Origin of the sequence: Streptomyces chrestomyceticus JCM 4735, assembly GCF_003865135.1 — a bacterium.
GTDB classification, from domain to species: Bacteria; Actinomycetota; Actinomycetes; order Streptomycetales; family Streptomycetaceae; genus Streptomyces; species Streptomyces chrestomyceticus.
The window spans coordinates 2018969-2031152 of the sequence record NZ_BHZC01000001.1; the positions used below are offsets into that span (position 1 = coordinate 2018969).

Genomic DNA, 12184 nt, shown 5'->3' on the forward strand with positions numbered 1-12184 from the left:
ACGGCGCCCACCGCCCGCTCCGCAGGCCCCGGGGCCGCCCCGGCGTGCGGTACCGGGCGCGTGTCCGCGGTGTGCTCTCGGTCGTCGGGGTGGCGCCGGTGCGGGCGTGGACAGACCGGTTTGGCTCCTGCCACGATGGGGCCATGTCCCTACAGACAGACCGGTCTTCCCTGGCCGGTCCGGATGCCCTGGGGGTCCGTACCCGGCTGTTCGGCTCCTGTGCCGTGCTGACCGTACGGGGCGAGATCGATTACGGCACCGTGCCGGTTCTGGACGAGGCCGTCGAAGCGTTGCCGTCCGGCCTGGGGAGTGTGGTCGTGGAGATGACCGGGGTCACGTTCATGGACGCGGCCGGACTGCACTTCCTGCGGCGCCTGGACGCCTACGGACAGCGGCGGCGTATTCCGGTGCGGGCGCTCAACCTGCGGCGGCAGCCCCAGCGGGTGATGGAGCTGGCCCGCAAGTGGCCCGGCACGCCGCGGTCGGCCGTGTTTCCCGGCCGCGCGGCCCCGGCCGGGGTGCCGACGGTCCAGGAGCCGCAGTGAGGCGGCGTTCCCTGGCTGCCCTGCGGCTCGCCACCGTCCCGAGTGCGCGGCGCGCGAAGACGGCGGAGGCGTCCGGCGGTCCGGACGACGCGCAGCGGAGCCGTGACGAGACGGTGGTCGACCAGTTGCGGGCGGAGAACGCGCAGTTGCGGCGGGCGCTCGACAGCCGGCCGGTGATCGACCAGGCCCGCGGCATCCTGATGGCCACCGAGTCCTGCACCGCCGAGCAGGCGTGGGACATCCTCCGGCAGACGTCCCAGCACACGAACACCAAGGTGAACGAGGTCGCCGGCGAGGTGGTCGCGAGTGCCACCGGGGCCGCCGTGCCGGGGCCGGTGCGTACACAGTTGCAGGCCGCGGTGGATCGGCATCGGGCCGCCCGGCGCGCGGACGGGTAGGCAGGGCCCTGTCGGCTCCGGTGCTCAGTCCGTCAGTTGCGGTAGCACCTTCGTACGGTAGAAGTCGAAGAATCCCCGCTGCTCCGGGCCGATCTGGTTGACGTAGACGGTGTCGAAGCCGGCCTCGGCGTACGCCTGGAGCGCGGACACGTGCGCGTCCACGTCGTCGCCGCAGGTGACCGCCTCCGCGACGCGTTCGGGGGTGACCAACTGGGACGCCTGCTCGAAGTGGCGGGGTGTGGGGAGGATCTGCGGCAGTTCGCCGGGGAGCTGTTCGTTGGCCCACAGGCGGTGCGCGGTGCGCACGGCCTCGTCGCGGTCCGGGTTCCAGCAGACCTTCACCCCGCCCAGCACGGGTTTGTTGCCGCCGCCACCGCGCCGGAAGCGTTCGACGGCGTCCGCGTCCGGTGTCATGGTCACGAAGCCGTCGCCGACGCGGGCGGCCAGTTCGGTGGCGTTGGGGCCGAACGCGGAGACGTCGATGGGCACCGGTTCCCCGGGGACGGTGTAGAGCCGGGCGTTCTCCACGGTGTAGTGCTTGCCGTGGTGGCTGACCTCGCCGCCCTCGAAGAGCTGGCGCATCACCTGGACGGCCTCCTCCAGCATCTCCAGGCGTACCGAGGCCTGCGGCCAGTGATCGCCGAGGATGTGCTCGTTGAGGGCCTCGCCGCTGCCCACGCCGAGCCGGAAGCGGCCGTCGAGGAGTACCGCGCTGGTGGCCGCCGCCTGCGCCGTGACCACGGGGTGCAGCCGCATGATCGGGCAGGTCACGGCGGTCTCCACGGGCAGTGAGGTGACCTGGGACAGCGCTCCGATCACCGACCAGACGAAGGGGCTCTGGCCCTGGGCGTCGTTCCACGGGTGGAAGTGGTCGGAGATCCACAGCTTGGTGAAGCCGGCCTGCTCCGCCATGCGGGCCTGTTCGACCAGGTCCGCCGGGCTGTGCTCCTCGCAGGAGAGGAAGTATCCGTAGTCGGTCATCGGGGCTCCGTGCGGTCTCGACGGCCCGCGGAGGGCCGGGGTGGGTGGCTGGTGGGTCGCCCCCGTGGGTGCTGCGCCGGGTAACCCGTTCGCGGCCGGGAAAACCCGCACGGCGTACGCCGGGGTCGGACCGCCGGCGTACGGAAACGATTCGGCCCGGGTGATCGGGGTACTGGAGCTGCCACGACACAGAACACCGCTTTAGACCCAGAAGCGGCTTTTGGGTAGCTGGGGAGTGGTGATTCCGATCGGCGGGCCGGCCGCCAGAACAAGGAGATCCGCGATGCGAGCGAACGTCTGGCACGGCAAGCGTGACGTCCGCGTGGAGAACGTCCCCGACCCGCAGATCAAGAAGCCGACCGACGCGGTCATCAAGGTCACGTCCAGTGGCCTGTGCGGTTCCGACCTGCATCTGTACGAGGTCCTCACGCCGTTCATGACACCGGGCGACATCCTGGGGCATGAGCCGATGGGCATCGTGGAGGAGGTCGGCTCCGAGGTGACGAACATCGGCCCCGGCGACCGGGTGGTCATCCCCTTCCAGATCGCGTGCGGCTCCTGCCGGATGTGCGACGACGGCCTGCAGACGCAGTGCGAGACCACGCAGGTGCGCGAGCACGGCTCGGGTGCCGCGCTGTTCGGGTACACCAAGCTCTACGGCTCGGTGCCGGGCGCGCAGGCCGAGTTCCTGCGGGTGCCGCAGGCCCAGTACGGACCGATCAAGGTGCCGCACGGGCCCGCCGACGACCGTTTCGTCTACCTGTCGGACGTGCTGCCCACCGCCTGGCAGGCCGTGCGGTACGCCGGTGTCACCAAGGGCAGCAGCGTCGCCGTCCTGGGGCTGGGACCGATCGGCGCGATGTCCTGCCGGATCGCCCGGCATCTCGGGGCCGAGCAGGTGATCGGCGTCGACCACGTGCCCGAGCGGCTGGCGCGGGCCCGCCGCGACGGGGTGACCGTCTTCGACCTGGACGCCTTCGACGACGAGGACGGGTTGCTGGACGCCGTCAAGGACGTCACCGACGGGCGCGGCCCGGACGCCGTCATCGACGCGGTGGGCACCGAGGCGCACGGCAGCCCGGCCGGAAAGCTGGCGCAGCAGGCGGCCGGGCTGATGCCGTCGCGCTGGGCCGAGAAGCTGATGAGCAAGGCGGGCGTGGACCGGCTGGGCGCCCTGCACCTGGCGATCTCGATGGCGCGGCGCGGCGGCACGATCTCCATCAGCGGGGTGTACGGCGGGATGAGCGACCCGATGCCGATGCTGGTGATGTTCGACAAGCAGCTCACGTTCCGGATGGGGCAGGCCAATGTCCGGCGCTGGGCGGACGACATCCTTCCGCTGCTGACCGACGAGGATCCGCTGGGCGTGGACGACTTCGCCACCCACCGGCTGCCGCTGGACCGGGCGCCCGACGCGTACGAGATGTTCCAGAAGAAGACCGACGGCGCGATCAAGGTGCTGTTCACCCCGTGACGGGGCGGCACGGGGCGCGTCCAGGTGTCCACGGGGCGACAGGTACCCACGGGGCCAGGTGAAAGGACCGGTCATGCCGCATTTCGCTGCCGCACCGCCGATCGCGGGGCTGACGGCCCTGGTGACGGGCGGGTCGCGCGGCCTGGGTCTGCTGATGGCACGTCAGCTCGTGGCACGCGGCTGCCGGGTGACCATCCTGGCGCGCGACGGGAAGGAGCTGGCGGAGGCCGCCCGGTCGCTGTCCCGTCCCGGCGGGCCGCCGGTCGGTACGGCGGTGTGCGACGTCCGCGACCGGGCGGCGGTCGAGGCCGCCGTCGAGGTGATCGCGGCGCGGGAGGGCGGGCTGGACCTCGTCATCGGCAACGCCGGGGTCATCCAGGTGGGGCCGTCCGCGTCCGTGGGCCATGAGGCGTTCCACGACGCCATGCGGACGATCTTCGACGGGGCGCTCAACACGTCCCTGGCGGCCCTCCCCCACCTGCGGCGCAGCCCGGCCGGCGGGCGGCTGGCGCTGATCGGTTCGGTCGGCGGTCTGCTGGCCGTGCCGCATCTGCTGCCGTATTCCTGCGCCAAGTTCGCGGTCGCCGCGCTGGCCGAGGGGCTGCACGCGGAGGAGAGCGCGTACGGGGTGTCGGTGACGGCGGTGCATCCGGGGCTGATGCGGACCGGTTCCCATCTGCACGCGCAGTTCGGCGGGGACGCCCCTCGGGAGTACGCCTGGTTCTCGGCGCTGGCGGGCACGCCCGTCCTGTCGATGAACGCCGCGCGCGCCGCCGAGCGCATCGTCTCCGGCGTACAGCGGCGCCGTCCCCGTGTCGTCCTGACGCCGGCCGCCCACCTGGCCGCCAAGGCCCACGGCCTGGCCCCCGTCACCACCACCCGCCTGTCGTCGGTCCTCGCGAGGGTCCTGCCGCGGGACGCGGTGGGCGAACCGGGCGTGACCGAGGGCATCGCGGTGGAGAACGGCGGGCGGGCCCCCGCCTCACGGTTGCGCAAGGTGTTCAGCGCCCTGAACGACCGGGCCGCCGGACGCCTGAACCAGTACGGGCGGGCAGCGCCGCCCACCCGCTGACCGGCGGTCCGGCCCGGTGCACACGGTCCGGGCCCCGGTGGCAAGGCAATACGGCCGGATCTGTACATGACCGGCCCACGCGGAAGGATGGACACGGGTGAGCCCACGCGGAGCCGCACTCTTCGATGTCGACGGAACACTGGTCGACAGCACCTATCTGCACGCCGTCACCTGGTGGGAGGCGTTCCGGCAGTCCGGGCACCGGGTGCCCATGGCGGAGATCCACCGGACCATCGGCATGGGGTCCGACCAGTTGATCGGTCATCTGCTCGGCGAGGACCGGGACAGCGACGAGGACGAGACGATCCGGACGGCGCACGGCACGCTCTTCGCCCAGTACTGGGAGCGGCTGGCCCCGCTCGACGGCGCCGCCGAGCTGCTGCGGGCGTGCGCGAAACGCGGCTGGACGGTGGTGCTGGCCAGTTCGGCGCACGGCCCCGAGCTGGAGGCGATGCGCCGCGCGCTGGACGCGGAGGACGCCATCACCGCCGTCACCAGCTCCGACGACGTGTCGGCGAGCAAACCGGCCCCCGACCTGGTGCAGAGCGCCCTGGAACACAGCGGTGTCGACGCCGACTCGGCGGTGTTCGTCGGTGACACCGTCTGGGACGTACAGGCCAGCCACCGCGCCGGTGTGCCGTGCCTGGCGGTGCTCAGCGGCGGCTTCCCGGAGCGTGATCTGCGGGAGGCGGGCGCGCACGAGGTGTACGAGGGTCCGGCGAGCCTGGCCGAGCGGCTGGACAGCAGCCTGCTCGCGGCACCGGGAAGGCGATGACGGCGGGGCCGGTCCGCGAGGGACACCGCCCCGCACCCTGGCCGGAGGCGCGCACCGCCGCGCTGGAGGCCGCGCTGCGCGCCCGCGTGGACGGCGAGGTGCGGTTCGACGCGGGCAGCCGGGGCGCGTACGCCACCGACGGGTCGAACTACCGCCAGGTGCCGATCGGTGTGGTGGTGCCGCGGACGACCGACGCGGGCGCGGAGGCCGTCGCGGTGTGCGCGGAGTTCGGCGCGCCGGTGCTGTCACGGGGCGGCGGGACGAGCCTGGGCGGCCAGTGCACCAACACCGCGGTGGTCATCGACTGGACCAAGTACTGCAACGCGCTGCTGTCCGTGGACCCCGACGCCCGTACGTGTGTGGTGGAGCCCGGCATCGTGCTGGACGAGCTGAACCGGCAGCTTGCGCCGCACGGGCTGAAGTTCGGGCCCAAGCCGTCGACGCACAGCCACTGCGCGCTGGGCGGCATGATCGGCAACAACTCGTGCGGCGCATCGGCGCAGGCGTACGGCAAGACCGCGGACAACGTACGGCGGCTGGAGATCCTGACGTACGACGGACTGCGCTGCTGGGTCGGCCCGACGTCCGAGGACGCGTACGAGAAGGCCGTCGCCGAGGGCGGGCGCAAGGGGCAGCTCTACGAGGGGCTGCGGAGCATCGCCACGCGCTACATGGCCGACGTCCGCCGCGACTTTCCAGACATACCCCGGCGGGTCTCCGGCTACAACCTGGACGCGCTGCTGCCGGAGCACGGCTTCAACCTCGCCCGCGCGCTGGTGGGCAGCGAAGGCACCCTGGTCACCGTCCTGCGCGCGGAGCTGGAGCTCGTCCCCGTACTGCCTTACGAGGCGATGCTGGTCCTCGGCTACCCGGACATCTGCACGGCCGCCGACGACGTGCCGCACCTCCTCCAGCACGGCGACCCGACACAGTTGGAGGCCATAGACGGCCGGATGGCGCAGCTCATGCGGGAGGAAGGCGCCTATCTGGACTCGCTGGAGAACTTCCCTGCGGGCGATAGCTGGCTGCTGTTGCAGTTCAGCGGTAACAGCCGGGAGGAGGTGGATTCCCAGTGCCAGGCGCTGCTCGACGGGATCGGCCGGTCCCAGGAGGACGCGTCGGTGGCCTTCTCCGACGATCCCGGGCGCGAGCAGCAGATGCTCAAGGCGCGGGAGGCGGGGCTCGGCGTGACCGCCCGGCCGCCGGACGACCGGGAGACCTGGGAGGGCTGGGAGGACTCCGCGGTGCCGCCGGACCGGCTCGGTGACTATCTGCGGGACCTGGGCGAGCTGTTCCACGCGTTCGGCTACGACCACGCGGCGCTGTACGGGCACTTCGGGCAGGGCTGTGTGCACACCCGCGTCCCGTTCGACCTCAAGAGCGCCGAGGGCGTCGCGGACTTCCGCGCGTTCCTCTTCCGCGCCGCGGACCTGGTCGCCTCGTACGGCGGGTCGCTGTCCGGCGAGCACGGTGACGGACAGGCCCGCGGGGAGCTGCTGCCGCGGATGTTCGGCGAGCGGCTGACGACGGCGTTCGCCGAGCTGAAGGGGCTGTTCGACCCGGACCACCGGATGAACCCGGGCAAGGTCGTGCACCCGGCCGGGGTCGACGAGCACCTGCGCCTGGGCGCCGGCTGGCGGCCGCGGAGCCCGGATACCCGCTTCGCCTACCCCGACGACGACCACAGCTTCACCCAGGCCGTGATGCGCTGCGTCGGCGTCGGCAACTGCCGTACGCACGAGGGCGGCGTGATGTGCCCCTCGTACCGGGCGACGGGCGAGGAGGAGCACTCCACGCGCGGCCGGGCCCGGCTGCTGTTCGAGATGCTGGGCGGCCACGCGGACTCCCCGGTCACCGACGGCTGGCGCTCCACGGAGGTACGGGACGCGCTGGACCTCTGTCTGGCGTGCAAGGGCTGCAAGTCGGACTGCCCGGTCGGTGTCGACATGGCGACGTACAAGGCGGAGTTCCTGTCCCACCACTACGCGGGGCGGCTGCGGCCCGCCGCGCACTACTCGATGGGCTGGCTGCCGCTGTGGGCCCGGCTCTCCCGGCTCGCTCCGGGGCTGGTCAACGCCGCGCTCAACGCGCCGGGGCTGGCCCGGCTCGGCAAGCGCCTGGCCGGGGTGGCCGCCGAGCGCGACGCGCCGGTCTTCGCGCCGGAGTCGTTCGTGCAGTGGTGGCGGGCGCGCGGCACGCCCGAGCCGGACCCGGCGGACCCGCGGACGGTCGTGCTGTGGCCCGACACGTTCAGTACGTACTTCCATCCGGGCGTCGCGAAGGCGGCGGTACGGGTGCTGGAGGACGCCGGGTTCCGGGTCGCCGTGCCGGAGCGGGCGGTGTGCTGCGGGCTGACGTGGATCTCCACCGGCCAACTGGACACCGCCGGGCGGGTGCTGCGGCGGACCCTGGACGTGCTGCGGCCGTGGATCGAGGCCGGTACGCCCGTCATCGGGCTGGAGCCGTCCTGTACCGCCGTCTTCCGGGCCGACGCGCCCGAGCTGATGCCGGACGACGAGGACGTACGGCGGCTGGCGCGGCAGTTCCGCACCTTCTCCGAGCAGCTCGTCAACCACGCCCCCGAGGGCTGGCGGCCACCGTCACTGGGCCGGTCGGCGACCGTACAGACGCACTGCCACCAGCACGCGGTGCTGGCGTTCGACGCCGACCGGGAGCTGATGCGCCGGACCGGGCTGGCCGCCGACGTGCTGGACGCCGGGTGCTGCGGGCTCGCCGGGAACTTCGGCTTCGAGCGCGGCCACCACGGGCTGTCGACGGCCATCGCGGAGCAGGGCGTGCTGCCTGCCGTACGGGACACGCCGCCCGGCGCGCTCGTGCTGGCCGACGGCTTCAGTTGCCGTACGCAGATCGAGCAGGGCGGCACCGGGCGGCAGCCCGTGCACCTGGCCGAGGCGCTGGCCCTGGCGCTCGACCGGCGGCTGCCCGCCGACCGTCCGGAGCGGACCGCCGACCGTCCGGCCCCGCCCCCGGCCGGCACCGGCCGCCTGCTGACCGCCGCCGCGGCCGTGACCGCCGGCGGCGCGCTGGCGGCCGTCACCCGTTTGCTGGTGCGCAGGCTGCGCCGCTGATCCGGCCCGGGAGCCGCACTTCCGTTTGAGGCAGGTACGTCCGTTTGAGAACGGTCCGGCCGACCGTGCATCCGTGGAGCCGAGACGGGCACACGGAAAGCCGGGCCGGCACTTGCCGTCGCGATTTGTGAGAGGAAAGAACCGCATGACCACCAAAGTTTCCGACCACATCCTCCAGCGCCTGCGCGACTGGGACGTCGACCATGTCTTCTCCTACGCGGGAGACGGCATCAACGGACTCCTCGCGGCCTGGGGACGGGCGGACAACCGGCCGAAGTTCGTGCAGGCCCGGCACGAGGAGATGGCCGCGTTCGAGGCCGTCGGGTACGCCAAGTTCTCCGGCAAGGTGGGCGTGTGCGCGGCGACGTCCGGGCCCGGCGCGATCCACCTGCTGAACGGGCTCTACGACGCGAAGCTGGACCACGTCCCCGTGGTGGCCATCGTGGGCCAGACCGCGCGCAGCGCGATGGGCGGCTCCTACCAGCAGGAAGTCGACCTGATGAGCCTGTACAAGGACGTCGCGTCCGAATTCTGCGAGATGGTGACCGTCCCCGAGCAACTGCCGAACGTCATCGACCGGGCGATCCGCACCGCGTACGCCAAGCGCACCGTCACCGCGGTCATCGTCCCCGGTGACGTGCAGGAGCTGGAGTACAGCGCGCCGACGCACGAGTTCAAGATGGTGCCGTCCAGCCTGGGCGTGTCGCAGTACGCGCCGGTGCCCGCCGACGAGGAACTGCGGCGCGCCGCCGAGATCCTCAACGCGGGCGAGAAGGTGGCGATCCTGGTCGGGCAGGGCGCCCGGGGCGCCCGCGCGCAGGTCGAGGAGATCGCCGAGCTGCTGGGCGCGGGCGTGGCCAAGGCGCTGCTCGGCAAGGACGCGCTCTCCGACGAGCTGCCGTACGTGACCGGCGCCATCGGGCTGCTGGGCACCCGGCCCAGCTATGAGCTGATGCAGGAGTGCGACACGCTGCTGGTGATCGGCTCCAGCTTCCCGTACTCGCAGTTCCTGCCCGAGTACGGGCAGGCCCGCGCCGTACAGATCGACATCGACCCGTTCATGGTGGGCCTGCGCTACCCCTTCGAGGTCAACCTCGTCGGTGACGCGTCGGCGACCCTGGAACGGCTGACCCCGCTGCTCAAGCACAAGAAGGCCCGCAAGTGGCGCGAGCAGATCGAGTCGAACGTCGAGCGCTGGTGGAAGGTCATGGAGCGGCGCGCCGCCGTGCGGGCCGACCCGGTCAACCCGGAGTACGTGGTGCACGCGCTCGACGCGCTGCTGCCCGACGACGTGATCCTGGCCGCGGACTCCGGCTCGGCGGCCAACTGGTACGCGCGGCACCTGCGGCTGCGCGGATCGATGCGCGGATCGCTGTCCGGGACGCTGGCCACCATGGGGCCGGGCGTGCCGTACGTCATCGGCGCCAAGTTCGCCCACCCGGAGCGGCCCGCGCTGGCCATCGTCGGTGACGGGGCGATGCAGATGAACGGCATGGCGGAGCTGATCACCGCGGCCAAGTACTGGCAGGAGTGGAGCGACCCGCGCCTGATCGTGGCCGTCCTGAACAACGAGGACCTCAACCAGGTGACGTGGGAGATGCGGGCCATGTCCGGGGCGCCGCAGTTCGAGGAGTCGCAGCGCATCCCGGACGTCCCGTACGCCGACTTCGCGCGCTCCATCGGCCTCGGCGGCGTCCGGGTCGAGCGGCCCGAGGAGGTGGAGAGCGCGTGGCGGCAGGCGCTCGCCGCGGACCGGCCGTTCGTCATCGACTTCCGTACCGACCCCAACGTGCCGCCGATCCCGCCGCACGCCACGCTGGACCAGATCGAGGCGGCGGCGACCGCGATCCTCAAGGGCGACCCGGAGACGGCCGGGGTGCTCAAGCAGGGCGTCAAGGCGAAGATCCAGGAGTTCCTGCCGGGCGGCAAGAGCCGCGGCGAGGGCCAGGACTGACCGGCGGGCCGGGCCCGGCGGCGGATGCCGGGCCCGGCCCCCACCCACCGAGTTGCACGAGACGAACGGCAAGGAGGCACCGTGGCCAGGTTGACGGCGCTCAAGGACTGGCGGCACTGGCGGCGGGGGCGGGCCCTGCGCCCCGCCCCGGCGCGGACGACGTGGAGAACGCGACGCAGCGCGTCCTGATGTACGGGGTACTGCCCATGTGGTTCGTGCCGGCCGTGGCCGACTGGGTGATGCACCGGCGTACGGACATCGAGCGGACCACCGGCGTCAAGGAGTCGGCGATCCACGCGCTGATGATGGCGGAGGCCGGGGTGCCGGTGCTGGCCGGACTGGTCGCGCGGATCAACCCGCTGGTGCTGTCGATGATGGGCGGGGCTGCCGCCCTGCACAGCGCGACCGCCATCTGGGACGTGACGGTGGCCACCGAGGACCGCGAGGTACGCCCGGTGGAGCAGCACATCCACAGTTTCCTGGAGGTGCTGCCGCTGGCGGCCGTGGTCATCACGTCCTGCCTGCACTGGGAGTCCGTACGGGACCTCGCGCGCGGCGGAAAGCGGCCGGACGCGTGGAAACTGCTGCCCAAGGAGCGGCCGCTGCCCGGTAAGTACCTGGCCGGTATCGCGGCCGGGGTGGGCACCTGCGTCGCCCTGCCGTACGCGGAGGAATTCATCCGGTGCGCACGGGCCCGCAAGTCCGCCGGGTGAGCGCGGCGGCCATTCGTTACGACCTTTCATTCACGGGTAACCGTAGGTGCGAGAAACGGTGCACGGCAGGCCCGGACCGGTACGCCGTACGGGTCCGGGGCAGGTGCGAGACGAAGGGAAATGTCATGCCCGCAGGATCGAATGCCAAGCGTGAGCGCCAGTACGAGCACATCAAGGAAGGCGCCGAGAAGCGCGGTACGTCCAAGGGCCGGGCCAAGGAGATCGCGGCCCGTACCGTCAACAAGGAGCGCGCCCGCTCCGGCGAGTCCAAGACCGCCAGCAAGACCTCGACCAAGGACCGCAAGTCGGCCCCCGAGCGCGGCGGCCAGCGCTCCGGCAACCGCACCGGCTCCAAGGGCCCGACGCGCGACCAGCTCTACAACGAGGCCAAGAAGCGCGGCGTGGAAGGCCGGTCGAACATGAACAAGGACCAGTTGGCCAAGGCCCTCGGCCGCTGAGCCGGCGGACCGGCCATGAGCAAGGAACCGCTGCGGACCTATCAGTCCAAACGGCATTTCGACCGGACGTCGGAGCCGCAGGGCGGTGATTCCGCCGATCCCTCCGGGAAGCCGCGTTTCGTGGTGCAGATTCACGACGCGAGCACCATGCACTTCGACTTCCGGCTGGAGGTCGACGGGGTGCTCAAATCATGGTCCGTACCGAAAGGACCGTCCACGGACCCGAAGGACAAGCGGCTGGCGATGCCGACCGAGGACCACCCGCTGGACTACCGGGATTTTGAAGGCGTCATCCCGAAGGGCGAATACGGGGGCGGCACGGTCATCGTGTGGGATCAGGGCCATTACCGCCCGATGTCGCACGACAAGAAAGGCCGTGCGGTCCCCTTCGCCGAATCGTTGGAAAAAGGCCACGCGACATTCTGGATGGAGGGCAAGAAACTGCGCGGCGGTTATGCCCTCACCCGGTTCCGCGGCGGCCCGGACAGCGACGAGCGGGAATCCTGGCTGCTGGTGAAGGCGGACGACGCCCACGCGGACGGACAGGGCACGCCCGACCCGAAGCGGGCCCGCTCCGCGCTGAGCGGGCACACGCTCAAGCAGGTGGCCGAGGATGTGGCGGCGGAGTCCGGCGGGAAGCCCGGCCGCAAGGGACCGGCCACGGGTACGGCGGACAACGGCGGCAAGGGCAAGGGCCACAGGTGAACTGCCGGCCTCCCCGAGGG

General features: G+C 72.0%; 11 protein-coding genes. 10 read left to right on the forward strand and 1 reads right to left on the reverse strand.

What is annotated here, in order from left to right:
- Positions 1–143 precede the first annotated feature (143 nt).
- The gene (locus EJG53_RS08325) at positions 144–545 is read left to right on the forward strand and encodes an STAS domain-containing protein (RefSeq protein WP_125044318.1); all 402 of its coding nucleotides are present in this window, start codon (positions 144–146) and stop codon (positions 543–545) included.
- On the forward strand, positions 542–943 hold the full coding sequence (locus EJG53_RS08330) for an ANTAR domain-containing response regulator (protein WP_244955045.1): 402 nt from the start codon (positions 542–544) through the stop codon (positions 941–943). Before EJG53_RS08325 ends, EJG53_RS08330 begins: the two co-directional genes overlap by 4 nt.
- Before the next feature lie 24 nt (positions 944–967).
- Here the strand turns inward: EJG53_RS08330 and EJG53_RS08335 are convergent, their stop codons facing one another.
- Positions 968–1924 (reverse strand): LLM class F420-dependent oxidoreductase, encoded by a 957-nt coding sequence (locus EJG53_RS08335; RefSeq protein WP_125044319.1) that lies wholly within the window; start codon positions 1922–1924, stop codon positions 968–970.
- 283 nt (positions 1925–2207) lie between these two features.
- On the opposite strand from EJG53_RS08335, the gene EJG53_RS08340 reads away from it, so the two are divergent.
- From EJG53_RS08340 to EJG53_RS08375, 8 genes are all read left to right on the forward strand, one after another.
- Entirely contained in the window at positions 2208–3398 is a 1191-nt protein-coding gene (locus EJG53_RS08340; protein ID WP_125044320.1) for a zinc-dependent alcohol dehydrogenase, read from the forward strand.
- Positions 3399–3471: 73 nt separating this feature from the next.
- A complete protein-coding gene (locus EJG53_RS08345; protein ID WP_125044321.1) occupies positions 3472–4470 on the forward strand; it encodes an SDR family NAD(P)-dependent oxidoreductase in 999 nt (332 codons plus the stop codon).
- Positions 4471–4567: 97 nt separating this feature from the next.
- Positions 4568–5245, forward strand: a complete 678-nt coding sequence (locus EJG53_RS08350) for an HAD family hydrolase (RefSeq protein ID WP_125044322.1) — start codon at positions 4568–4570, stop codon at positions 5243–5245.
- Positions 5242–8334, forward strand: coding sequence for an FAD-binding and (Fe-S)-binding domain-containing protein (locus EJG53_RS08355; protein WP_125044323.1), 3093 nt, complete (start codon positions 5242–5244; stop codon positions 8332–8334). The genes EJG53_RS08350 and EJG53_RS08355 overlap by 4 nt, the downstream gene beginning before the upstream one ends.
- Positions 8335–8479: 145 nt before the next feature.
- Positions 8480–10288, forward strand: coding sequence for a thiamine pyrophosphate-requiring protein (locus EJG53_RS08360; RefSeq protein WP_125044324.1), 1809 nt, complete (start codon positions 8480–8482; stop codon positions 10286–10288).
- Between the two features lie 161 nt (positions 10289–10449).
- Positions 10450–11001, forward strand: coding sequence for a diguanylate cyclase (locus EJG53_RS08365; RefSeq protein ID WP_244955046.1), 552 nt, complete (start codon positions 10450–10452; stop codon positions 10999–11001).
- Between the two features lie 125 nt (positions 11002–11126).
- Positions 11127–11459 (forward strand): plasmid stabilization protein, encoded by a 333-nt coding sequence (locus EJG53_RS08370; RefSeq protein WP_125044325.1) that lies wholly within the window; start codon positions 11127–11129, stop codon positions 11457–11459.
- 15 nt (positions 11460–11474) lie between these two features.
- The gene (locus EJG53_RS08375) at positions 11475–12164 is read left to right on the forward strand and encodes a DNA polymerase ligase N-terminal domain-containing protein (RefSeq protein ID WP_125044326.1); all 690 of its coding nucleotides are present in this window, start codon (positions 11475–11477) and stop codon (positions 12162–12164) included.
- The last annotated feature ends 20 nt before the right edge of the window (positions 12165–12184 follow it).

What these genes read in the sequence shown, in the direction of transcription:
- EJG53_RS08360 (WP_125044324.1), top strand. Translation starts at nt 8,480, where the DNA reads ATGACCACCAAAGTTTCCGACCACATCCTCCAGCGCCTGCGCGACTGG.
- EJG53_RS08375 (WP_125044326.1), top strand. Translation starts at nt 11,475, where the DNA reads ATGAGCAAGGAACCGCTGCGGACCTATCAGTCCAAACGGCATTTCGAC.
- EJG53_RS08370 (WP_125044325.1), top strand. Translation starts at nt 11,127, where the DNA reads ATGCCCGCAGGATCGAATGCCAAGCGTGAGCGCCAGTACGAGCACATC.
- EJG53_RS08355 (WP_125044323.1), top strand. Translation starts at nt 5,242, where the DNA reads ATGACGGCGGGGCCGGTCCGCGAGGGACACCGCCCCGCACCCTGGCCG.
- EJG53_RS08340 (WP_125044320.1), top strand. Translation starts at nt 2,208, where the DNA reads ATGCGAGCGAACGTCTGGCACGGCAAGCGTGACGTCCGCGTGGAGAAC.
- EJG53_RS08345 (WP_125044321.1), top strand. Translation starts at nt 3,472, where the DNA reads ATGCCGCATTTCGCTGCCGCACCGCCGATCGCGGGGCTGACGGCCCTG.
- EJG53_RS08325 (WP_125044318.1), top strand. Translation starts at nt 144, where the DNA reads ATGTCCCTACAGACAGACCGGTCTTCCCTGGCCGGTCCGGATGCCCTG.
- EJG53_RS08335 (WP_125044319.1), bottom strand. Translation starts at nt 1,924, where the DNA reads ATGACCGACTACGGATACTTCCTCTCCTGCGAGGAGCACAGCCCGGCG.